20 protein-coding genes and 3 pseudogenes are annotated in these 21,671 nt (G+C 48.3%); 15 read left to right on the forward strand and 8 right to left on the reverse strand.

What is annotated here, in order from left to right:
* The first annotated feature begins 745 nt into the window (after window positions 1-745).
* From E3U32_RS00230 to E3U32_RS00240, 3 genes are read left to right on the forward strand one after another with little or no spacing between them, the layout of a single operon-like run.
* Window positions 746-1,273: a tetratricopeptide repeat protein gene (locus tag E3U32_RS00230; protein WP_134347235.1), complete on the forward strand. Its 528-nt coding sequence runs from the start codon at window positions 746-748 to the stop codon at window positions 1,271-1,273.
* Window positions 1,274-1,280: 7 nt separating this feature from the next.
* Entirely contained in the window at window positions 1,281-1,811 is a 531-nt protein-coding gene (locus E3U32_RS00235) for an RNA polymerase sigma factor (RefSeq protein ID WP_134347236.1), read from the forward strand.
* Window positions 1,808-2,599: an anti-sigma factor family protein gene (locus E3U32_RS00240; RefSeq protein ID WP_134347237.1), complete on the forward strand. Its 792-nt coding sequence runs from the start codon at window positions 1,808-1,810 to the stop codon at window positions 2,597-2,599. The genes E3U32_RS00235 and E3U32_RS00240 overlap by 4 nt, the downstream gene beginning before the upstream one ends.
* Here the strand turns inward: E3U32_RS00240 and E3U32_RS00245 are convergent.
* The 3 genes from E3U32_RS00245 to E3U32_RS00255 form a co-directional block, all read right to left on the reverse strand.
* Window positions 2,591-3,148, reverse strand: a complete 558-nt coding sequence (locus E3U32_RS00245; protein ID WP_134347238.1) for a YceI family protein — start codon at window positions 3,146-3,148, stop codon at window positions 2,591-2,593. The genes E3U32_RS00240 and E3U32_RS00245 overlap by 9 nt on opposite strands.
* Before the next feature lie 67 nt (window positions 3,149-3,215).
* The gene (locus E3U32_RS00250) at window positions 3,216-3,560 is read right to left on the reverse strand and encodes a cupin domain-containing protein (RefSeq protein WP_134347239.1); all 345 of its coding nucleotides are present in this window, start codon (window positions 3,558-3,560) and stop codon (window positions 3,216-3,218) included.
* Between the two features lie 87 nt (window positions 3,561-3,647).
* Window positions 3,648-4,004 (reverse strand): hypothetical protein, encoded by a 357-nt coding sequence (locus E3U32_RS00255; RefSeq protein WP_134347240.1) that lies wholly within the window; start codon window positions 4,002-4,004, stop codon window positions 3,648-3,650.
* Window positions 4,005-4,404: 400 nt separating this feature from the next.
* Here E3U32_RS00255 and E3U32_RS00260 point away from each other — a divergent pair, with 400 nt between their 5' ends.
* Both E3U32_RS00260 and E3U32_RS23710 read left to right on the forward strand, forming a co-directional pair.
* On the forward strand, window positions 4,405-4,713 hold the full coding sequence (locus E3U32_RS00260; RefSeq protein WP_134347241.1) for a hypothetical protein: 309 nt from the start codon (window positions 4,405-4,407) through the stop codon (window positions 4,711-4,713).
* A 548-nt stretch (window positions 4,714-5,261) separates the two neighbouring features.
* Window positions 5,262-5,809: pseudogene (locus E3U32_RS23710) on the forward strand (DUF4225 domain-containing protein).
* A 13-nt stretch (window positions 5,810-5,822) separates the two neighbouring features.
* Here E3U32_RS23710 and E3U32_RS00275 read toward each other — a convergent pair.
* Entirely contained in the window at window positions 5,823-6,149 is a 327-nt protein-coding gene (locus tag E3U32_RS00275; protein WP_134347244.1) for a hypothetical protein, read from the reverse strand.
* Between the two features lie 377 nt (window positions 6,150-6,526).
* Here E3U32_RS00275 and E3U32_RS00280 point away from each other — a divergent pair, with 377 nt between their 5' ends.
* The 3 genes from E3U32_RS00280 to E3U32_RS00290 all read left to right on the forward strand — a co-directional run bounded on the left by E3U32_RS00280 (window position 6,527) and on the right by E3U32_RS00290 (window position 9,258).
* Window positions 6,527-7,324: a nucleotidyltransferase domain-containing protein gene (locus E3U32_RS00280; protein ID WP_134347245.1), complete on the forward strand. Its 798-nt coding sequence runs from the start codon at window positions 6,527-6,529 to the stop codon at window positions 7,322-7,324.
* A 127-nt stretch (window positions 7,325-7,451) separates the two neighbouring features.
* Window positions 7,452-8,228 (forward strand): isocitrate lyase/PEP mutase family protein, encoded by a 777-nt coding sequence (locus E3U32_RS00285; protein ID WP_134347246.1) that lies wholly within the window; start codon window positions 7,452-7,454, stop codon window positions 8,226-8,228.
* Window positions 8,212-9,258 (forward strand): bifunctional transcriptional activator/DNA repair enzyme AdaA, encoded by a 1,047-nt coding sequence (locus E3U32_RS00290; RefSeq protein WP_134347247.1) that lies wholly within the window; start codon window positions 8,212-8,214, stop codon window positions 9,256-9,258. The genes E3U32_RS00285 and E3U32_RS00290 overlap by 17 nt, the downstream gene beginning before the upstream one ends.
* Before the next feature lie 132 nt (window positions 9,259-9,390).
* Here the strand turns inward: E3U32_RS00290 and E3U32_RS00295 are convergent, their stop codons facing one another.
* The gene (locus E3U32_RS00295; RefSeq protein WP_134347248.1) at window positions 9,391-9,858 is read right to left on the reverse strand and encodes a hypothetical protein; all 468 of its coding nucleotides are present in this window, start codon (window positions 9,856-9,858) and stop codon (window positions 9,391-9,393) included.
* Between the two features lie 314 nt (window positions 9,859-10,172).
* On the opposite strand from E3U32_RS00295, the gene E3U32_RS00300 reads away from it, so the two are divergent.
* Complete coding sequence (locus E3U32_RS00300; protein WP_134347249.1) at window positions 10,173-10,619, forward strand: STM2901 family protein; 447 nt, start codon at window positions 10,173-10,175, stop codon at window positions 10,617-10,619.
* Complete coding sequence (locus tag E3U32_RS00305; RefSeq protein ID WP_047348120.1) at window positions 10,619-10,933, forward strand: DUF1493 family protein; 315 nt, start codon at window positions 10,619-10,621, stop codon at window positions 10,931-10,933. The genes E3U32_RS00300 and E3U32_RS00305 overlap by 1 nt, the downstream gene beginning before the upstream one ends.
* Window positions 10,934-11,587: 654 nt before the next feature.
* On the opposite strand, the pseudogene E3U32_RS23715 reads toward E3U32_RS00305, so the two are convergent.
* Window positions 11,588-11,812, reverse strand: a pseudogene (locus E3U32_RS23715) (GTPase); the annotation flags it as partial.
* Between the two features lie 545 nt (window positions 11,813-12,357).
* On the opposite strand from E3U32_RS23715, the gene E3U32_RS00320 reads away from it, so the two are divergent.
* From E3U32_RS00320 to E3U32_RS00340, 5 genes are all read left to right on the forward strand, one after another.
* Entirely contained in the window at window positions 12,358-14,265 is a 1,908-nt protein-coding gene (locus E3U32_RS00320) for an ABC-three component system protein (protein WP_134347250.1), read from the forward strand.
* 1 nt (window position 14,266) lies between these two features.
* Window positions 14,267-14,866 (forward strand): ABC-three component system middle component 1, encoded by a 600-nt coding sequence (locus E3U32_RS00325; protein WP_134347251.1) that lies wholly within the window; start codon window positions 14,267-14,269, stop codon window positions 14,864-14,866.
* Window positions 14,863-17,847: an AAA family ATPase gene (locus tag E3U32_RS00330; protein ID WP_134347252.1), complete on the forward strand. Its 2,985-nt coding sequence runs from the start codon at window positions 14,863-14,865 to the stop codon at window positions 17,845-17,847. The genes E3U32_RS00325 and E3U32_RS00330 overlap by 4 nt, the downstream gene beginning before the upstream one ends.
* Window positions 17,848-17,936: 89 nt before the next feature.
* Window positions 17,937-18,854, forward strand: coding sequence for a hypothetical protein (locus E3U32_RS00335; protein WP_134347253.1), 918 nt, complete (start codon window positions 17,937-17,939; stop codon window positions 18,852-18,854).
* 222 nt (window positions 18,855-19,076) lie between these two features.
* The gene (locus E3U32_RS00340) at window positions 19,077-20,438 is read left to right on the forward strand and encodes an anti-phage deoxyguanosine triphosphatase (RefSeq protein ID WP_134347254.1); all 1,362 of its coding nucleotides are present in this window, start codon (window positions 19,077-19,079) and stop codon (window positions 20,436-20,438) included.
* A gap of 131 nt (window positions 20,439-20,569) precedes the next feature.
* On the opposite strand, the pseudogene E3U32_RS00345 reads toward E3U32_RS00340, so the two are convergent.
* Window positions 20,570-20,713 (reverse strand): annotated as a pseudogene (locus E3U32_RS00345) (type IV toxin-antitoxin system YeeU family antitoxin); the annotation flags it as partial.
* 222 nt (window positions 20,714-20,935) lie between these two features.
* Complete coding sequence (locus E3U32_RS00350; protein ID WP_134347255.1) at window positions 20,936-21,631, reverse strand: DUF4145 domain-containing protein; 696 nt, start codon at window positions 21,629-21,631, stop codon at window positions 20,936-20,938.
* Window positions 21,632-21,671 lie beyond the last annotated feature (40 nt).

Below are 21,671 nucleotides of genomic sequence, written 5' to 3' on the forward strand. Positions count from 1 at the left end.
AGTGTCATGAACGGCGAGCAAGACGAGCCATCTCTGCAGAAGGTAAAGGGCGCCCCCGGCGCAGTTGCTGTTATAACGCAGCACTGACCGTTATTTTTAGCGCGCACGATGCCCGCCAGGATTCAGAGTGGCAACATCAGAGCGAATCTAATTACATATGAAAGAGAACAGTTTTTATTTGTGTTTTGTGTCTTATAAAACCCTGTAATTAATGGAGGAATTAGTTTTTGAGGATATAAAAATGATATAGACAGAAAACTCTGGTTGTGCAACTTAAGCTTTCTTAAATAGAGAGGTAAACAATGAAGAGGGCATTAATGAATTGAGGTGGTTTATAATTTTGTTTTCTTATCTTGTTGTTTTGAATGGTGTTGTTTTTTACCTTTCACGGCTGCGTATTAATGCTATTGATGCAGTGTGATAATTGGTAGGGGCCACTTTGAATATAATTTAAAATGGTATTGTTTATGCGTGCTTAATACGTATTTAAGTTAGGGTAACGTTTTTGATGTAAGATATATTATGTTACTTGTGAAGTGAAATATATTCTTATGCAGGATTAAAACTCTGCTATCACGCGAGAGATAATAACAACGAGCAGGCAAGGATAAAATAACTTCATTCTTTTTCAATGTGATTACGACATAAGCATGATTTTTGCACTGCAAAAACTTCACCGGAGAACGAATAAAAATCATCAGTCGGGCGTTTACTGACGTCACTTCCTTTTACCCTGGAGTTTTATATGAACACGACCTCGCTTCGTTTGATTCCGGTGCTGATTTTTTCCCTGCTCTCTCCACTGGCGCTGGCCATGGGCAATAATAGTACCGAGAGCAAAACGCCTGACTGTCCTTCCGGACAGGTGTATGACAGCGCAACCCAGAAATGCGTGCCGGACAAGAGCAGCAGCCTCAGCGACCAGGACAAAACCAACTATGCGTACCATCTCGCGAAGAAAGGGGAGTACCAGTCGGCGCTGAATCTGCTTGATTCGCTGAAAAATGGCAATACGGCTGAAGCGTGGAACTATCGCGGGTTCGCCACGCGCAAGCTTGGCCGCACGGACGAAGGCATTGGTTACTACCAGCGCGCGCTGGCTATCGCTCCGGATTATGCCAAAGCCCGGGAATATCTTGGTGAAGCGTGGATGGTGAAAGGACGACCTGACCTCGCGAAAGAACAGCTGAAGGTGATTGCCGGTATTTGTGGCCAGTCCTGCGAGGAGTACCGTGACCTGCAGGCCGCCATCAACGGACATCCGGAATCCTGATTTTCTCGTGGAGGGAAAACACATCGCTACCCGTGAGGTTCGTCAACAGTTAGCCGAACATCTGCCGCGTCTCTGGCGCTATGGGCTGGTGTTGTCGCGAAACAGGGATATCGCCGAAGAGCTGGTTCAGTCCACCTGCGTGCGTGCGCTTGAAAGAAGTAGCCAGTATACGCCGGGCACCCGCATCGACAGGTGGCTGTTTGCGATCCTGCACTCCATCTGGATCTCTGAGCTTCGGGCACGACACGTTCGTCAGGGGCAGGGGTTTGTGGCCAGCGACGAGCTTCTGGCGCCGGACACCCGTGAACAGGATGAAACGCGTCTGCATTACCTGAAGGTGATGCAGCGCGTCAATGCGCTGCCTGAAGCCCAGCGCAACGCTGTATTTTTGGTTTATGTCGAAGGCTTTACCTACCAGGAGGCGGCGGAGACTCTGGCGGTGCCGATCGGTACCGTGATGAGCCGACTGGCGACGGCGCGGGCAACGCTTGCCAGGTCCGTCGACGCATTGCCTCCGGTAAAGGAGAAACGCTCTTGAACTCGCACCGTTTTACACCGCCCTATAACGACGATGCTATCGTGGCATGGATAGATGGCGAGATGTGCCGCGCCGACGCGCAGCAGTTTGAAGAACAGTTGAAACGTGACGAACGCCTCGCTGGGCGAACCGACGAGCTGATGAAAAGCAGCCAGGATTACGCCGGAGCGTTTGCCTCTCTGCTGGATGACGCTCCCCTCGGGGCGATGCAGGCGCGTCTCGCGACACTTCCCGATCCGCAGGTCTCCACGTCGGTTGGCGTCAGCAGACGGTCGCTGATTGCAGCCTCGGTCAGCTTTTTGATGGTCGGTTCCGGGTTGGGGTATCTTCTGCGGCCCGCTTCGGCACCTGACGATGAAAATGCCCATATTCGCGACCTCGAGGCGCAATACATGTCCCTCTATAGCGTCGAGACGCTGCTGGATATGGACAGCGCAGCGCCTGTGCTGCAGCGCGGGCTGGAACGGGCTGCGCAGGATATCGGCATGAAGCTGAACATGTCGCAACTTACCCTGCAGGGCGCAGAGCTTAAAATGGTGCGAATGCTGCGCTATGAAACTACCTCGATCGCGCAAGTTGCGTGGATCAATGCCGACTACGGCCCGATGGCGCTCTGTATCTCTCCTGTTGATGAGAAGACGACGGCCTCTCTGCGTCAGGAGCAGCGGCACAGCATGAACCTGGCGTGGTGGCACGATGCGGGCTATCAGTTTGTGCTGATTGGCCGCAACCCGCCGTCTCACCTGCGGGGAAACGCGGAGCAGCTACAGCGCCTGATCTCAGGATGAGGGCACGCCGTGAGCCTGAATCGCAATGGCGATGGCAATACGATCGTCAACGACCAGCGCAAATTTATCCATCCCATAGGCCGCGCGTGAAATCGCCGTGGTGGCATCAAGCGTGATGGCCTGCGCATGCGGGTCTTTCACGGTGGCCTCCAGGATCACCGGGCGGGCAATGTTGCGAACGGTCAGCGTGCCGAACACCCTGAACCGCCCGGAACCCACGTCGACCACGCGAGAGCTGATGAACTCGATAGTTGGGTAGCGCTCAGATTCAAAAAACATGTCGCTTTTCAGCTGCCAGGTGAGCAGCTTGTTTGAGGCCACCAGGGTTGCCACGGGGATGGTGACGTGGATATGGTCGTCAACATCGTTATCCGGATTGAGCGTCACGGCACCCGTTATGCCGCTGAACGTCGCCCAGGAGAGGATGCCGCCGAAGGCATGCCACGATAGCCGAATGGCAGTGTTATCGGTGTCGATAATGTAGCTTTTCGGGGCGGCAAACGCCCACGGACAAACCAAAATCAGCAATATCACCAGGCGTCGTAGCATCTCAGGATCTCTTTTAGGGGGCAGGGAGTAAACGCGTCACCCCCGGGATCTATTCGGCTTTTCTACGTCAGGCTGTGTTAACGATATCCACCGAGATTTCGACGGCGGTAACCGGCCCCCGGTTTTCCAGCCAGTGGACCGTGTTATGGTCTTCCGGCCAGCCGACGCCAGGGCCGTAGTCGGTGGCGATACCGTTACGATGATCGGTAATTGTGCCTTCAAGGATAAAAACGGTACCGGGGCGATCGATATGATCGTGCACCGGACCAAAGACCGCGCCGGGGGCGAGCGTTACCCTGCGCATACGAAGCTGACGTCCGTCCATGCCTGCGATCTCCGGGCCGAGATCGACAATGGAAAGTAATTCAACGGTAACGCCCTGAGTAGCTGGTGCGGTTTCTTCGTGGCTCATGATGGTGCCCTCCTGAGACAAGTTTAGCCTTCAGGAAGCAGAGCGGGAGGGAATAAAAAAGGCCGCTTGCGCGGCCTTTCGAAGGGATTACTCAGTGACTTTCTTTTCCAGCTCGCTGGCACCTTCTTTGGTTTTGTTCCAGCCTTTCTCAGCGCCTTCTTTGGTGGCATCCCACCCTTTCTCGGTGCCTTGTTTGGTTTTATGCCAGGCTTTCTGGGAATCTTCGCTGACCTTGCTGCCAAAGCTTTCGCTTTTACCTTCCGCAGCGTGCTTCTGTTTCAGCTTCAGCTCTTCACCTTTGTTCTGCTCTTCATGCAGTTTTTGCTTCGCCTCGTTGGCGTTTGCTTTCGCCGCCGCGACGGTATCGTCAGTTGCATGTGTGGTCGCAGCAAATACTGGGGAAGCCAGCAGAACGGCAGATAATGCGATAATTGTTTTTTTCATAATATCCTCATTTAACGTTATCGGTTATGAGCGTGATTCAGCATGGCACAGACGAAGCGGGGTGGCTTTAGGAAAAAACTGTAATGAGATCAATGTGCCCTGATGAGGGATATTTCGCCTGAGGATTATCCAAAGGATAAAATACCTGTTTCAGCGAGGGCGGCAAGGGTCAGGAGAATGAAGATTATGACGGTTATGGGTTTGTACATGTTGGGGTTCCTTCCGGGTTGGGGTGGCTAATCCGTAGCGCTGGGTGGTGTGGGTAATTTTGCACAGGAGAGGGAAGAGGGTGTTGATGTTTGTCAATGTCAGTGGAGTACAACATAAACTACCAGCCAGTGGGGCGGTATTTTATTAAAGATCGAGGTATAGTGGCTTTGATTAGGAGGAGGGGAATGGCATGGCGATAACGGAAGATGCGTTGATTAGAGCGGGTTTTACACAAGAAGAGCTGAAAAAGCTTAAACGCTATGCAGATTCTCAACGTTCGACACTGGATATTTTGCTTCCTGCCCTTTCAAATCGTTTTAAAGGAACGGTTATTCTCTTAGTTATCCTGATGGTTTTGTTCATTCTGGCTGTGTGCTTCGCTTCCCGAGAAAATATCATCTCATCAGGTGTTGCTGTACTGTTTATCTTTGGCATCTTCTGTTGGGTTACGCCCCTGAAATTAGCGTATAAAGCCTGGCGTTTAATAAGCGTTTATTAGTCCGTTATATTCCTCATTTAATGGGATAAATTACAGATACAACTAAGTTCGCGGGGCTTTTGCCATCCGTGTCCTTAACAATGAATGCAGTGGATACATCCACAACTCCAAACATTAATTGGCCTGGTTTGGCGATATAGGTCCTTCGACCGTTAGCTGTTGGCGTATTACCCGCCTCTTTCAGTGTGATGAGACTGCGGTAAAAGTTCACAATGTAATCATAATATGGTTAAGTTAATCACAGCGTAACATCAGGCTGAAACCAGAATGGACAAGTATAAATGGATATATATCTGAACCAGAAGAGATCTATTAATTACTATGCTGCCATGGCGCAGATAGAAGCAAATTCCTTGTGGAACGTAGCAACGCAGGTCGCCAGCGCACACTTTAAAGATGGGCTGACCCGTATCAGGTTTCTTGATGAAATTAAAGGATTTATTAATGCGCAGCGTAACGGTATCCGTCAGGCTAGTAATGATGATGTATGCAAAGAGTGCATCGCGAATTTAAAAGCCGAATGCGATAACCTTAAGATTCAGGACAGAATGTTGCGCACGGGCGAGGCTTATCTGGCGGCTGCCGTAAAATTTTATGAAGAAAATGGGAAAATAGTAGGGTACGCAATTAGCGTTGTTGGAATTGTCCTTGGCGCCATTCAGATTGTGGGCGGTGCAACTATGGCTGTTGGTTCAGCGAGCACCGGGAATGTCCTCGGGGTAATTGCTGGGGCAACGCTGATCTTTCATGGAACCAGTAATCTAATGGAAAATATTGATAAGCTAACCGGAGTGCCAAATCCAGGGAATATTGCTAAGGATGCGTATATGGGGCTGCAGAGTTTCTGGGATTTGAGCGTAAGACAGGCATGTTAGCCTGGCAAGGGATGAACATGGTTACGTCAATGTACGGAATATTTCGCCCAATGCTTAAGCTGGAAAGTTGGAGGCTGTACGACTGGTTATCTACTGACTTTTACCGCAAAGTTTCAACGATGACACGTCCGGCGCTGGCTATTGAAGTTGGACAATCAGCCCATAAACTTTATACGATGGGCAAAACCTATAATACCGATGAAAAAGAGTTTGCTCGCTAGTCAGAAAGGAGGGTTATCCCTCCTTGCGTAAAAATTTCACAGCCTTCCATGAAACAGACAACGGTGCCATTCCTAATATAAAAAAACATAAAACGATAATTACTGCAAAATAAATCAAACCATTACCATAATCTCTTGTGATAGTGGCATAGGTGGCAAAAAGCAGTAAACCAATGACAATTACCCAGGACGTGTAGAAACGTCTTTTAAGCTCAACTAATAGTGAATGCAGAGTCCGATCCTTACGTTTCGGGTCTTCAAGTGCGGCGCGCAAAGCCGTAATGTTTTTATCAGTAAAACCGTATAACCGCAGTTTCGTTTCCTGTTGTGCGTCTATCACTCTTCACTCCTGAACTTTGAATGCTCCTGCCTGATTATATAAAACAATAACAGTTATGGATGAACAAAAACAGATTCATAAATCACTGAGGTCGTGAGCTACTCTATTGTGCCTGTAGTCAGAAAAAGCCCGCTACGTGCCTGACAGCCTGAACATAAGTATACCCCTCGTCCAGGAGAGATTGCTTTATGGCTAAGAATTACCCCTACGGGGTGCGTGTCGTTGCGGGCAACGACAGAATCCGTCCTATTACCGCTATATGTGGCTAAGCGAGCAAACTCCTCAGGGGCATTACTGTTCCTTCAAAAATATCTGGCCTGAATATAAATGACTCGATATTCTGTAATGCTTTGTCTTTTTTGTGAACAGGAAAAAGTATGCTAAGTACGCTACCCGATTTACACAGAAGTTTTGCAGAGCAACTAAAGCTTAAGTTTCAGTCTGACTCGCGGATTCACTCCCTTCTCGCTGGCGGCTCGCTTGTTCATGGCGGGTTCGATAAATATTCCGATCTCGATTTTGTCGTTGTGGTAGACCCTCTCTACTATGACGAAATCATGGCACAACGTATTGTGCTCGCCGGAACACTGGGCCATCTGCTCCATGCTTTCACCGGAGAACATGTCGGAGAGCCTCGTCTGCTTATCTGCCTGTATGGCCCTGAACTCCTTCACGTCGATCTGAAATTTGTCACCATGGAAATGCTCACTCAACGCGTTGAGGAACCAGCAGTGCTGTTTACCCGTGATAACCTGGCTTTGGAGCGTCAACTGGCAAAATTTAGTGCTCATTGGCCTAATATGACGCCGGAGTGGTTTGAGTCCCGAGCCTGGATCTGGCTTCATTATGCGGTGGTGAAACTGGGAAGGGGCGAACTCTTTGAAGCGATTGGCATGCTGTCGTTCTTCCGGGAGCAAGTGCTGGGTCCTATGCTGTTCCGTCGTGCAAATCTTCCGCAACGTGGGGTTCGCCGCATTGAATCCCATGGCATTGATCCTGATGATCTGCTGACTTCCACGCTGGCAACACACGATAGTGACTCCGTCAGCATGGCCATCAGAAAGGCTGTTGACGCTTATATCAATCTGCGGGCTGATGCGTTGCCGGAAAATATCGCAGACGATGCGGCACGCTGGGCGGTTCTTGCCATGCTGAAAGCCGGAACCCGAACCTGAAAGGTTTCGGTCTGGTTCGTCCCCCGAGTTCAGACGACATTTGCTTAAAAATGGTCGTCTGAATTTCGGTTGTGACGGTCTTACTGAATGCTTAGATTCATTTTCAATCTATCGAGAGGATATGGATATGAACTTTGCAGAGCTCCACAACCAGCATGAACCTCTTCTTATCGCTAACGTCTGGGATGCCGCCAGTGCTGTCGCAGTGCAAGAAGCAGGTTATCAGGCATTGGGAACGTCCAGCGCAGCAATTGCGTCCACACTGGGATATGAAGACGGGCAGGGAATGCCGTTTGATGAGTTATTTTACATGGTCACCCGTATCCGGGCAGTCAGCAACCTGCCTTTGAGCGTTGACATGGAAGCAGGGTATGGTGATTCAGCCGAAGAGATAACAGCCAATCTTAGGCGCCTTACTCATACAGGCGTAGCAGGCGTTAACATTGAAGACAGCAGAGTCATAAACGGGGTGCGTCAGCTTGACGATGCCTCTGATTTTTCCTGTACCCTGAAAACAGTATGCGATGCGTTGAAAAGCGAAAATCATTGCCTGTTTCTGAACATCCGGACTGATACTTACCTGCTCGGGCATGAAGACGCGTTGCAGGAGACGATATTACGGGGTCAGAGCTATAAAGCTGCAGGTGCTGACGGCCTTTTTGTTCCCTGCCTGACGTCAGAGAAAGACATCAGCCTCGTTGCAGAGGCAACGGGCCTGCCTCTGAATGTCATGTGTATGCCCGATCTTCCGTCGTTCGACAGGCTGAAACGGGCCGGGGTAAGCCGCATTTCAATGGGCAATTTTGTTCATTCAGCCATGCAGTCAACGCTGACTGATGTCATGCATGCGATCCGATCTCGTCAGACGTTTGAAGGACTTTTTGGTGATGAAAATAACCGATAAGAATTTATGTGATATCTGGTATCAGGCATTACTGGAACGTGCTTCAGAATATACTGGCGTGTTTTTTGTTGGCGTCAAAACCACTGGCGTATTCTGTATTTCGGTATGCCGGGCACGAAAGCCTAAACGTGAAAATGTCGAATTTTATAAAGATGCCAAATCTGCCCTTGCGGCCGGCTTTCGTCCCTGTAAGGTCTGCAGGCCTGCTGAAAATGCGCATAGCGCGCCATTATTTGTTGAACAGGCGCTTGCGCTTGTCAGGCGCGATATAAAATCCCGCGTAACAGACGCGGAGCTTCGTCAGCATGGAATCAGTCCGGAGCGGGTAAGACGCTGGTTCCTGCAACATCATGGCATCACTTTTCAGGCTTTCCAGAGAATGCAGCGGGTGAACGTTGCCTTGCAGGAGCTGAAAAGCGGCCGAGCTGCGACTGACGTTGCGCTGGACAATGGCTATGAATCCCTGAGCGGGTTTGGTTATACCTACAAGCGACTTACTGGCGCAGCGCCGACTCAGACAACCCAGGTGATTGTCATTCACCGTTTTACCACGACGCTTGGGCCTATGTTTGTCTGCGCAACAGAGCGGGGAGTCTGTCTGCTGGAGTTTACCGATCGCCGGATGTTAGAAACAGAATTTCGCGATATTCAGCGTTTATTTAACGCCAGAATAGTCACCGGAGAAAACAGCCATACCCGGCAGACGGTAAAGGATATCAGCGAGTATTTTGCCGGAACGCGCCGACAGTTTGATCTCTCTGTAGATGCCCCGGGGAGTGATTTTCAAAAATCCGTCTGGCACGAGCTGCGTGCAGTTCCCTATGGACAGACTTCACACTATCAGGCCATTTCACAACGGATGAATAAGCCAAATGCTGTGCGTGCCGTCGCTGCTGCTAATGGTGCAAACCGGATTGCGATCGTGATCCCCTGTCATAGGATAATTGGGAAAGATGGCGCGATGACAGGTTACGGAGGGGGTATTTCTAGAAAAGAATGGCTCATTGAGCATGAGAGAAACAATGTTTAATGGCGTAAGGCTACAGTGTAGCCGGAAAATTTTACGGGCTTTCATGACTTCATCCGTCGCTGAGTCTGCATACTTCTCAGGAGCATTTATCCATTTCAGCGGAAAGCCTTTTCATTATGTTAAATAATGACTTCAGCTTACGTTTTCCGACGCCGGTGCGGCAGATATCGTTATATTCTTTTTCAGACCTGACTCCCGTTTAACCCCTTTTGGATCGGAAGCAAAAGGAAGCCGCAGGCGAGGTGAATCTGATACTTTCAGTGTCCAGATATAATCCCCAATAAACCTGAAACCCACGCTATCGTCAGTGACCTGGAGATCCGCAAAACTCCCTGTCGAGTACTCATTTCCTAAACGAACAATTTCTTTAAGCCCGTCATGAACGTCAATAAGGGCAATCGTCAGAGATTCCTCGAAAATAATGTCATCCGTCAGAAACAGGAGGTAACGCTGCTCATTAACCTGAACCGCTGCTTCAAGCACTTGCCCCGGTACAATAATGCCGGTGCTTTTACCATTGAGCACAACGTCAGATTGAGCCTGGGATACATCGGTAGCGTCGCGAACCTTAACCAATGATATTGAATTAACCTGTTGCATAATCAATTCCACAAACGTCCCATTTCCCATGCGGCAAGAGCGCCCACCGATAGTTGTGCCAACCGCGCCAGCAGTACCACTTGCCCCGACTTCCTCCATTGAATGATAAGACCTTCTGGCAATTTCTGGTATCCATTGATGCTTAAAGACGTGCAAAGTTGTTCATACCGGGAACCTGGTTTGCATCCTTCCCCAACATTTCTTGTAGTGGCATCGTCTAAACCCAAAATTAGGATAACGTTAAGGCGTATGTTCTGGACGATACCAAAGGCCGGTATTAGGATTTAGTTCGTCAGCTTAAACAGGGAAAGGCGATGGATACGACCGAACAGTTAAACGGAACATACTTCTTTGATGGAATGAGCGTCGATAAAGAGGAGCTACTTTACTGGCTTATTCTGGATGAATTTAAAAAGCAGTTTAGTGATGTGATTGATTTGTTGGCAATTGCTTCCATGTTAGTCAGCTTGCCGGTAATCCCTGTCAGCGGGAAACTGGGGGCTGGTGCTGCAACCAGGGGGACAAGCCCGCTTTCTCTTGGGCTTCGTACCCTTATTCGACAGCGTTTTAAGCAGGGCCGTAGAACTATTACCTGGGCAAAACTTTTACGTGGCGAATGGGCATACACAACCAGTATAGGAGCATACATCGGGAGATGGCTCCCTTGGGTTGGTGCCGTACTGACGGCCTATAACCTTGCCATGATCACCCATAACGTTATCCACCGTTATCAGCTTATCGTTGGGCCAGGAGAAAGGTAATGACAGACAAAGCAGCACTCGTCAGGGAACTCATTAAAAAACACTTCTGGGAAATGTCTGACGATACTTCTGTAAGTACAGGTAAACAAAGTGTACTCCCGGAAGATATGACGGATTTTCTTGAGGAGTATTCAGAAAGTCTGGATGTAGATATGTCTGGCTTTGTCTTTAATCGATATTTCCCTAATGAGGGGATTCGATTTCTGCCGAATGCCATATTACCCCGCTATCTTAGAACAGATCATCATGCACCCGAACCATTGACGGTAAGCATGCTTATTGATTCGGCAAATGCAGGTCGCTGGCTTTTTTAATAGTAAGGTAAAATGAACTGCGGCAATATCCGCCCTTTTTAGGGCTGATAATAGGCTGGTAGGTTATTTTTGTGAGTGACGACTACGGCCGCCGGAGCCTGCAAACGCTGTGCGAGATTATTGACGTGAAAAAGGAAATGAAACAGGCTGCCGGTTGCTACATTCGCTAGCCTGAGGAGGTGTAGCGCTTCAGCATCAATAATAAACTGAACGATTTTATGTAGACGCACGGCGGGAACACTCCAGGATAGAGGTTCGGATTTAATGAGTTGCCTTCAGACTTCACGGGACAAATTGCAGGCACAAAAAAGCCCGCAGGGCTTGCGCCGTGCGGGCTCTTAGGACTTCATCGGATGACACTGGTAATCACCGATGGAGAGTTTTGGTGGAGCTGGCGGAGTCTGAATCGGTGCTGTAATTGGTTGAAATATTTAAATTCAACTTTGTGATGGTGCCTAATGTAGTGCCTAAAAATATTTTTACTTTTTTGCCCAGTTAAGAGATGGGGGGGAAGAAGACTGCACAGCATAAGTTCTCGTTTCCCTCATAGTTCGTTTGGTTTTTAAAATGTCTACCAGTTCACAATGAGTTTGAGTCGTCATGGATTATCTCCGTCAATAAAAAGCGCCAGCGGCGATGGCTCGCGTATTGGGAGAGATCAACAAGGATCATAACGCGCTCGCCCACTTGCAGGCTAAGTCGCAAGAGGACGCATGTGCACACGACCACATCGCTAACTGGTGAAACCATACTGGTAAAGAGGGCATTGCACAACGACGATTTTCCTGCCCCAGTTTTATCCATAATGCCGATTACTGGCTCGTAGTAAGTAAGCTGGTTTATCTGATGCAGAATACACTCTGATGCCCAGAGTGGCAGACCGGAAAGCGATTTCTACAGTGACTTCAAACCGTCAAATTGTTTCATTACTGCTCCTCTGAAAAGGAATACAAAAAAGGCAGAATTGTGAGGCTCTGCCGTTAAGGGGGATGTTCAGGAAGATGATATCTGTCTGAAATTTTTTATAATGCTGGTGTGCGTTTCCACTCGTTGAACTCACAGCAAGAAGCGGACCGTCTGAAGGAATGAGGGGGCTGCTATGAGCGATATATAGTCATTCGAACCCTGAGGATTACACTTTGAAGTGATTCAGGGTATCCCCAAAAGTTTAAAGTCATTGAACCCGACACCGCAGACACCTGCATAACTTCTATCGCACCTTACAGAAAGGTAGCACTGACCACTGGCATGCTACTCAATTTATATTTTATCAAGAAATTATCAGCGCTGTAAGCCGCAAATAATCATAAAAAACGTTTATTTCTTACTGCAAGATGAAATCAAGCTCCCTATAAAACCCTTGCTAATTCAGTTAGCATATCCGATATTTTTTTAAGGCAGAAAATGCAATAAGGAAAATCTGGATGCTCAGAAGGTTCCGGTTAGAGCGGAAGTCTGATTATGAGAAGCTGGTGATTGCTCAACGTCTGGCAGATATGCTTGAAAATTTCTTGATCGGCAGGCTTACACCTCTTGCAATCGGTGCCGAACAGGGAAGCATTGAGGAGTGGGACGATGTGGTGATTATGTACTCAACAGACCACTACGAGCATTTACAGATTAAACGTCAGTCAACTGACTTTTGTACTAAAAATCCTGATCAGACTAAACAGCCCAAAAGGAAACCCAGAAACGGCTCTGTAGACACCGAACCAACCCCCTCTGTTCTAGACACTGCATTCTCGAGCCTAGCCCGCAACGCTGCATCGGGTAAACTTGACGAAACACCAGACCGCAAGTTCAAACTTATTCTCGTCGGTCTACACCTTCTTATAAAAAACAGTCTCTCCGTTAATCACCTCGAAGAACTTTGTGAACTTTGCCGTCGCCCGGGGCTGAGACTTGAGGATCTTGCCAGCAGACAGGATATTCCAACTCAGAATGCATACTTATGGCTAACGACTTGGTGTGGATTTAAAGACTGGGACCAGATAAGAGATGTGCTTCGCCGAGTTGAGATCGTTTGCGTAGGTAACGATGCAACACTAAAAGAACGAACGCTTCATTCGCTTGGGCGTAACTTCAGCAATCCGGAACGCACACTGCAGCGTCTGATTAACTACATTGCAACCGAGACAACTGACGTTTCGGCGATAAGATGCCATGACGTTGTCAATGCACTGCGAAGCGAACTTCGGCCTGATACCGAAACTTGGGCTCAGTATCAGTTAAGTGACGGTTCTTCAGCGTCCAGCGGCCCTTGGTCATTAGCTGGTACGCTCGATCTTGCCAATACTACAGTCAGTCCAGCAAAGGCCATTGTCGAACACATGTGGGGGATTAATTCTGCCCCCCGAAAACTCAGAGTCTATGCTGCATACTCCCATCCTCCCGTAGCTAATCTCTCTCTTTCTTCAGCGATTGTGCGTATGGCTTTGCACCTGCCAAATGGCATTCAGGTCCTGATGTTAGGTGAATCCATATGGCGAAGCAGCATTGCCCAGGAAATCGGTCACACACTTGGTGGGGCCGAGGATGATTTCAGCGGCTTGCCATGGATTGAGAATACAGAATGTCTGACATGCGCGCAGGATCATGAATTCAATACGTTGAGCAGCGTCAGGGAAGAAGCTGAAGCACTCGCTAGAGCTATGGACGATGTGCTATGGCAGCGCCTGCTTCAGCATGTGGCGGACAAACTCGGCACTATCTCCGATCCAGCACTCGCCGATGCTATGGACGCAGTCTGGAATTCATGGTTAGTTGGATTCACGGCTGTACCTGAAAGCCGCCGCAGATTTCTGAACAGGCTTTTGTATCCGAAAACGGAGAATAAAAATGAAAAACATGCGCTTCGCTTGGGACCCCGAACGTTAAGCCTGATCGTTGATGCTGTGGAAATTTTGTTGTTGGTATCTGTGGGTTTTTCAACTCGTAACAACCACTGGGAATTCTTTGAGGATGGAGGGACAGTAATGAGCATCGCTCTTCAATACTGGTCTGGCCCAGCTAGCGGTCGAACTGGGGTCCGTGAGTTGTCTGATGATCCGTTAATCGACGTGATCGGTCCTGACCCTGATCCTATCGTCATCCTGTCTGGCGTGCGGGCACCATCATTAATGTTATTAAATGCAGGAATGGCTGACGACGCTGAGACAGCGACTAGCATGGCGGCAGAGCGTCAGCCACATCTGCTCGTGACCCGATCTGAAATGTATCGCCATTTGAGTAGGGGGACACTTGAGTCCGTACGCAAATACTTCGGCCAGCAAAGGATAGAAAGGCAGCGCGCGCGTGAAGCTGCAATTGATAAGACGACAAAGGGCTCCTGACATGCCGACAATTCAAGAACTCATTACCGCGATAACTCAGCGCGCTGAAGGTCGCTATGAAGTTCATGTACCAGATATGAACGACATGGTTTCACCCTCCATTGATTTCGGCACGGCTGCAGTACGGCTCAAACGTCTCAAACTAGTCAAAGCCGGTTGGCGGACTGTGTTGATTACAGAGTGCTCATGTGATGTTGAATATATCCAGAGCGCCTTCCGATGGGCCGCGGATATCCGAGACATGCTCGCAGAGCCGCAAACGGTAGATCTTTATATGTTTATGCTCATCAAAGGTATTGAATCTGAAGATGCATCCCGCTTCGAAACAGACGATCGTTTCTGCAGGAAGGTAGTGCTCAGAGAGGGGGAAGATATCGACTCCTTCCTTGACCGGAGCTTTCTGGCGTCGTTAACACCCGCGAGTGTGGGGAATGAAATCAACGATCCGCTGCTGGCATCCCTGAGCTCGTTGTGTCAGGTGCACTCTTGGGTTAAACCTCATATTGAACAATGGCGTGAGCTGCTGCTCTCTGAAAAAACAGGCGATGAAGTAGTTCAATCCCTGAAAACTGTGACGTTTGGAGACAAGGGCCGCCAATGAAACAGCTCAAATCTATTACCCTCTCCAATATCCGCCGTTATGGTGCCAACACCAAAATCGAACTCAGCCCGGGAGCAACAATTCTTCTTGCCCCAAATGGCACAGGGAAAACCGCGTTCTTCGAAGCGATTGAATTTAGCCTAACAGGTGGTATCTCGAGACTGGGGGCAAATCTTTCACCCATCATCAGGGACAATCAGTCCTTGGCTAAAGTTATTCTGGATTTCGGTGATGTAAGCGCCTCTGCCCAGGTAAGCCCCCAGGGAAATGTCGAAAGGACGGGTGATCTCAGCCCCATTTTCCCGGAAACGAACGCGGAAGATATCCCTTTTTTACTGAGACTGACACATTTATTGGATCAGCGCGAGGGAGAATGGCTTGTCAAAGCAGAGGCCAAAATTGCGGGCTCGCAGCTTGAACGCTTGCCAATCGGTAAGGACGGATCCCAGGTCAGCACGGCTCTGGGCAGTATTCGCCGAGTCCTGAATGATAAGCTTAAGCATGCAAAGGAGGCAGTTGAGCTTCTCGAAACAGAATATGCGGAATGGCAAAGCCTAGTGCTTGAGCGGGATATGGCCGCAACCCAATCTCAGGGCGGTCTGCGCAGTAAAGAAAGCATCGCAGAATCCATCTCGAACATCGCGAAGCAGACTCAGGGCTCAGAGGCATTACCTGCAGGACTATTGATGCCGCCAGTGGGAGTGGATAGCCTGGAAACCATGCGCGATGCGTTAGAGCAAACAGTACAAGTCAGTCTGAAAAGACTCAGGGAGCAAATTGAAGGGCTTGTGGAGGTGGATGGACTGATTGGCCGTTTCATTGCTGAGCAGACGCGATCAGAACAGCTTGGTCATGAACTTATAGCGGCCAGACAGGCTTTAACGCAAAAACAGCAGGAACGAGCACTTATCGTCGGGACACAAGAGCGGCTTCAGCGTGAGTTGCTGCAGGCAGAAGGCGAGCGGGATTTAATTATCCAGCAGCTTAACCGGCTTGACTGGGAGGCGCAAACCAAAGAGGCCCTTAAACAACGCAAGCAGGCCTTGGAAGTGGCTGATAAAGCGTTAAGCGATGCCGAATCTCTAGCCTCAACCTTCCGGAATATACATGAAGTGAGTGAACGGCTCAGTGCCGAGCATGAACTCATCAATAAACAGCATAAGGCTCTGCAGATTATTGATACTGAGCTTTTAGCCGCTCGACAGCTCATCAGGCGCTGGGAGGATAACCTTCAGCACCTTATCTCCATTACCTCAGCCATTACACACGAAGAATCACAAGAAAAATTACTGCAGGAGCGAGTTGGGCAAGCAACTGTATTAAAGACAAACGCTGAAGCAGAGCTACTGACGTTGAAGCAGGCTCACGAAACGTTAACGTCAACGGCTGATACCATAAGGCAATCCGTTGCATCCATTGCGGCATATTTGCCTAAAGATCGAGGGGACTGTCCTGTCTGTGGCGTAGATCACGGTGCTGCAAGCCTCCATGAAAGAATTACCAAATCATTGGAGGCTATCGATCCGAAAGTTGTCGAGGCTGAACGACGCGTTAAGATTGTATTGGATCAGTTACGCCAGCACGCGGAGGCGGTTACTCATGCCAAAGCTGAACTAGATACGTGCCAGCGTAACATGACTGAGTTGAGCTCCCAACAATCTCTTTTAACATCCGAAATCAACCAAATCAAAACGGACATACTTTTAGAAGGTGATACAATTGAATTAGCAAAAGCAGCTATTCAGCGTCGTGACGAGTCAAATGCTTCAGCCAAGCTTCAGCTCGACGAAAAACAGCATAACCTCGCATCTCCTCCTACACCTGAAATGCTTGAAGCGTCAAAAGCAACTCACCAATCGGCGATCCATTCTGTGGATACGGCTCGGGAGGCTCGAGCGGGGGCCCTGGCAAGCCTTGAGCAATCAACAGCCGCATTAGCAGCAATCACTGCAGATGCGTGCCCCTTGAGGACACTGGATGAATTGTCGGCGGCGCAAAGCAAAAATATAGCCCAGCTCAGTGAACTCGAAACGAAAGCTGCGGCAGAGCAATCTGCTTTAAACCGACAACAAATTCAGTTAACCGAAACTAATGACCGACTGACTGGCGTCGAAGAACAGTTTACTGACGCCCAAGCTAAGCTGGCAGCGATCCGCTTCTCATGGCGACAGCTGTCTTTCTCCGGCGATCCCGCGGTCGACGTGGCGAAGAGTAAAGAGACTCAATTACAGTCATCTGTTGCCGAGTTATCACGCCAAACAGAACAGTTACAAACGCTCAAAGTCGAAATTGGAGCCTGGAGCATGCTGGAGCAGACACGTATAGCGCAAGGCATCATAGATCGTCGTCGCGGCTCCTCATCAGAGGAAGAGTTTGTTGCCAGCCTGCGCCAGCGCATTGAAAACGAAAATTCGAGCCGAATGCAGTTGTTGCAATTATCTCAAGCAATTGAGACGCTCAATATTAAACTGTCTGCCGAAATATCGAACGTGCAAAAACATGTACTGTCGGTCATTCCAAGGTGGCAGTCGCTCCTGAAGCGCGTCGTCAGAGAGCAGCGTTTTACGGGTACCAAACTAGGTTTTCGCAGTATTTACAAAAAGGGGCATGCTGAAGTTTCCGTGCCTTTACATGGAGGAGTTGCTCCGGTCCCGGCGATTGCAAGCGAAGCTCAGTTGACAGATCTGCAGTTGACATTTCTGCTTTCAATGGCGCTTGAACATCAGTGGTCCTCATGGCGCGGCCTGCTGCTGGACGATCCTACGCAGCACCATGATCTAGTCCACGCCGCGTCCGTATTCGACTTGCTGCGTGATTACATCGTTGACCATGGTTTTCAGGTTGTCATCGCAACGCATGATGCCCTTCAGGCGCGTTATTTCATGCGCAAACTGCAAAATGATGGCATTGATGCACGCTTGTGGTCACTCGTTCCAACACCTGAAGGGGTGACGGCATCTGAGATGCGGGTAACCAGGTAACCTACATAGCGCTGGGCCAGGTGATAAAGCCGGGCTGTTGGGCTCTCAACCTGTGAAAACTCGAGGGCTGTTCATTTTCGGAGGAAAGGATGGAATCTGCTCGTGACAAACGCACCGGAGAAAAAGTGGATGCTGAAGAGCTCTGGTTGTTGGAAATCGTTGATACCAGTGGTTATGTCTGCTGGGGATGCGGAATCGAAATGTATCCTTCCGCCTGGCAAAAAGGCAGTAAGAAAAGACCGTCGTTTAATAAAATGCCAGGAAAAGAACACATTAACTGCGATGCTGATGCTGAGAGCACTGTTGTTAAGCAGGGCCAGAAGAAAAGTGTCCGCCATCTCTTGGACAGTGCACCGGGTTTGATGCCAGCAGGGTTAAAGTTGATTGAAAAACGTCCAGTTGTTGATCCTGACGCAACGGGTGGTGAAAACAATTCGAGCACAACACGTTCTGCATCATCAACATCCAGTAAAGACGATGCGCCAACACGGCAATCGCGTCGGCCGGTTAATGCTATTCGTCAGATTTGTAGAGCGTTTATTCGCTTCCCGTATGATCGAGGTATGTCACTACATATACCGGATATTGATGCCGATACTTACATGACTGTCTTTAAAAAACTTAAAGATCCGATTCAGCCCTATCCGGAACTGCGAGTTTTCTACTCACAGTTGTTGTGGCAGAAATTTGAGCAAGATGAGAATCGGATTGTCATTCCGCTTTCGGGTGAATGGGTTAAAGATGAATCCGGAAAGCTCAAGCCTTCTCGAAGTTACAAACTCCATGTGGAATGGAGCGGCTGGTCCCAAGCTAAACGCACAGCACTTAGAAACGAGTTGGAGGCCGCCATGGAAGAAGCGAAGGATGCGGGGAAGAAAAAGCTAAAAGACAGGGCTCAGATTTTCTTCATCGGTGAGCAAAGTACTGAGGACCATGAGGTCTTCTACGTAGCCGATTACAGGCTGATTTGTGCAATCATTGGGCATATCACTTATCCGAGAATTTAAGGTAAAATCAGATAGTTGAGTTGTACCCCTCTAACAGGTTGAGAACCGAAAACATACATCTTTAATAAACTTTGCCCTAGTTAATTTGAAACTTGCATCAGTCGAGAGAAATAAAGGATTGAATCTTCCGGTTCACTTTATTTTTAAACGGCACAAACCCAGTTGGGTGGCAGAGTTACGTCAGAACACTGTACTGCACAAAGCAAAAACATAAGGAGTAATATGACTCAGAGTAAAATAAACACTTGGGATGAGAGACGAGGCTCCAATAATCCTCGAAAGGAAGAGATCCGATCTGAAGCTCAGCGCGACCTTTCCCGGTTGATTCACTCTTCTCCTTTCCGACGTTTGCAATCCAAAACGCAAGTTCTTGGTCTGGGAGAAAGTGACTTCTACCGAACGCGACTGACCCACTCAATGGAAGTCGCGCAAATCGGTTCAGGTCTTCTTGCTAAGCTTAAAATCAAATATAAAGGTAAAGAGGAAGAGCAGTATTTACCAGATAACGATCTGATGCAGGCAGTATGCCTCGCGCATGATATTGGCCATCCCCCATTTGGTCACGGCGGTGAGGTAGCTCTTAACTACTGCATGCTGAATCATGGTGGTTTTGAAGGAAATGGTCAGACGCTGCGCATTCTCTCGAAACTAGATAAGTACACTCAGGAACACGGCCTAGATCCTACCCGCAGACTTCTGCTGGGCGTGCTGAAATATCCGGTTAATTACTCAGCTCTCATGGGTAAAAAAGCCAGTAGCCAGCCCCCTGCCAAAGGGCCGAACTGGCTCTTTAAGTCATCTGATTTTAAACCTCCAAAATGCTACTTAGATTCAGAGAGAGACATCGTTGAATTTGCTCTTTCACCATTTACTAAAGAGGATCGGAAGCTGTTTACTTCCTTTAAACTTGGTAAAACCGAATCCGATCATAAAATAGCTTCTTATAAAGCGCTCGATACCACCATCATGGATCTTGCCGATGAAATTTCCTATTCACTGCACGACTTGGAAGACGCTATTTCTCTCGGAATGGTGACACGAGCTATGTGGATGGAGCATTTCAGTGGACATGAAAACTTATTTACTGACTGCCACGGCATTACATTCTCCGGAACATGCGAATCTGTTTCGGACAGCCTATTTGGTGAAAGTTACAGGCGAAAAGAGTGCATCGGCATGCTGGTTCACCTGATGATCACAAGCGTTGAGCTCAATGTAAAAGATGGAGCATTCGAATGTGGCATGCTCAAATATAATGCGGTTCTTCCGGAAGCAGTCGAAGCACTGCGGTTGAAAATTTTCATGCTGGTCAAGGATAAAGTGATTAAGCATGAAAATGTACAGCTGCTTGAATTCAAGGGACAAAAGTTGATTGTCGAGCTGTTCAGTGTGCTTGCGAGCGATCCGTGTCGGTTTTTACCTACCTCAACAAGAGAAGTTTACGAGCGTCAGAGTAGCTTAGGTCAGCAGGAAGGAATGCGAGTCATTTGCGACTACGTTTCCGGGATGACGGATGACTATGCGACCAAGCTTTATGAGAAAATCCTTATTCCACGTAAAGGGTCTATTTTTGACCACCTCTGATGTGCCAAGAATGATGCCTTGAACTCAATTTACGTATTAACAGCAGCCAAGGCATCTGTCGGGGGGATGTCCAATACGCCCCCATTCGCAATTTGTTCGTACGGCATCAGCAAACGCCCTCATCTGGCTGTTATCAGCCCTTTTGCGTGGAGTGTAATGCAGCGCTGAATGTGGGGTGCGAGTTCTCTGCTGGTCAGTATGAGCTCCATCAGTACCGGAAATGCCTGGTCCAGATGGCGTAAATCTGTGTCATTAAATGTCCCGGCAATGCTGGCAGGTCACCCCGGTTATTCCCCGGTATTTCCCCAGATATAATTGCCAATAAAAAACAGCCATAAGAGACTGGTTCTCAATGTGTTTTTGGTCGGCACGAGAGGATTTGAACCTCCGACCCCCGACGCTTCATGAAGGATATGATGGTAGTTCTAAAGCTATCTTGAATTAACACCCCAACTCTCAATCTTAAGTAAAAATAGCCAATCGAAAATATCTCAGGATTAAGTGTCTTTTTTAGGTCTCTTAGCTTTGGGGGGGATTTTTTCAATTATATGCTCAAGTGATTTTTTACCTAAAAGAGTTCTTTGAACAAAACTTTCAAGAGCTTCTAACATTTGTTCAAATTCGCTTTTGTTTGGACTCCAACCTCGATGTGCGGCTGCATTACCAGCATTAATTACTGACATTAAAACAAGTGCTTCAGTTTCTCCGATAAATCCATCCAGCTTTAATTTTTCAACTTTTTCGCCAAGAGGCAGGCCCGGATGGATTTGTAATAGTTCAGCTGTACGATCGAAGATCGTGCGCAAACCAATAGAGGATAGAATGAAATGACTAGAGTTATAAGAGGAATACATTTCATTGAATATTTGGAATAGTTGACCATCGACTGATTCAAGTTTGGATAGCCAAGCTGGTGGTTGGAATGTTTCACTTGAGGGGTAGGTAGTGACCATATCAATCGGCGTTTCTATAAGCTCACCATTGCGGTACTCATGAGTAGTATGTTCGCTAAAGTGCTCATTATGATGATAAAAAACCGTTTCACAGCCATTGCATTGAAGAAGGTGATGGTAATGATATCCATACACTGGATATTTTTGATCTTCCCAACTAGTGGTCAACTCTCCGTGTATGGTGCAGTTACGTAGACCTCCACAAGTGGGACATAGGGCTTTAATCAGTTCCTTAGTCATAAAAATTCCTGACCCTTGATTCAACAAAAAGTTACAGACC

The organism is Lelliottia nimipressuralis (genome assembly GCF_004402045.1).
GTDB classification, from domain to species: Bacteria; Pseudomonadota; Gammaproteobacteria; order Enterobacterales; family Enterobacteriaceae; genus Enterobacter; species Enterobacter chinensis.

What these genes read in the sequence shown, in the direction of transcription:
- E3U32_RS00230 (WP_134347235.1), top strand. Translation starts at nt 746, where the DNA reads ATGAACACGACCTCGCTTCGTTTGATTCCGGTGCTGATTTTTTCCCTG.
- E3U32_RS00245 (WP_134347238.1), bottom strand. Translation starts at nt 3,148, where the DNA reads ATGCTACGACGCCTGGTGATATTGCTGATTTTGGTTTGTCCGTGGGCG.
- E3U32_RS00250 (WP_134347239.1), bottom strand. Translation starts at nt 3,560, where the DNA reads ATGAGCCACGAAGAAACCGCACCAGCTACTCAGGGCGTTACCGTTGAA.
- E3U32_RS00255 (WP_134347240.1), bottom strand. Translation starts at nt 4,004, where the DNA reads ATGAAAAAAACAATTATCGCATTATCTGCCGTTCTGCTGGCTTCCCCA.
- E3U32_RS00260 (WP_134347241.1), top strand. Translation starts at nt 4,405, where the DNA reads ATGGCGATAACGGAAGATGCGTTGATTAGAGCGGGTTTTACACAAGAA.
- E3U32_RS00280 (WP_134347245.1), top strand. Translation starts at nt 6,527, where the DNA reads ATGCTAAGTACGCTACCCGATTTACACAGAAGTTTTGCAGAGCAACTA.
- E3U32_RS00285 (WP_134347246.1), top strand. Translation starts at nt 7,452, where the DNA reads ATGAACTTTGCAGAGCTCCACAACCAGCATGAACCTCTTCTTATCGCT.
- E3U32_RS00290 (WP_134347247.1), top strand. Translation starts at nt 8,212, where the DNA reads ATGAAAATAACCGATAAGAATTTATGTGATATCTGGTATCAGGCATTA.
- E3U32_RS00295 (WP_134347248.1), bottom strand. Translation starts at nt 9,858, where the DNA reads ATGCAACAGGTTAATTCAATATCATTGGTTAAGGTTCGCGACGCTACC.
- E3U32_RS00300 (WP_134347249.1), top strand. Translation starts at nt 10,173, where the DNA reads ATGGATACGACCGAACAGTTAAACGGAACATACTTCTTTGATGGAATG.
- E3U32_RS00305 (WP_047348120.1), top strand. Translation starts at nt 10,619, where the DNA reads ATGACAGACAAAGCAGCACTCGTCAGGGAACTCATTAAAAAACACTTC.
- E3U32_RS00320 (WP_134347250.1), top strand. Translation starts at nt 12,358, where the DNA reads ATGCTCAGAAGGTTCCGGTTAGAGCGGAAGTCTGATTATGAGAAGCTG.
- E3U32_RS00325 (WP_134347251.1), top strand. Translation starts at nt 14,267, where the DNA reads ATGCCGACAATTCAAGAACTCATTACCGCGATAACTCAGCGCGCTGAA.
- E3U32_RS00330 (WP_134347252.1), top strand. Translation starts at nt 14,863, where the DNA reads ATGAAACAGCTCAAATCTATTACCCTCTCCAATATCCGCCGTTATGGT.
- E3U32_RS00335 (WP_134347253.1), top strand. Translation starts at nt 17,937, where the DNA reads ATGGAATCTGCTCGTGACAAACGCACCGGAGAAAAAGTGGATGCTGAA.
- E3U32_RS00340 (WP_134347254.1), top strand. Translation starts at nt 19,077, where the DNA reads ATGACTCAGAGTAAAATAAACACTTGGGATGAGAGACGAGGCTCCAAT.
- E3U32_RS00350 (WP_134347255.1), bottom strand. Translation starts at nt 21,631, where the DNA reads ATGACTAAGGAACTGATTAAAGCCCTATGTCCCACTTGTGGAGGTCTA.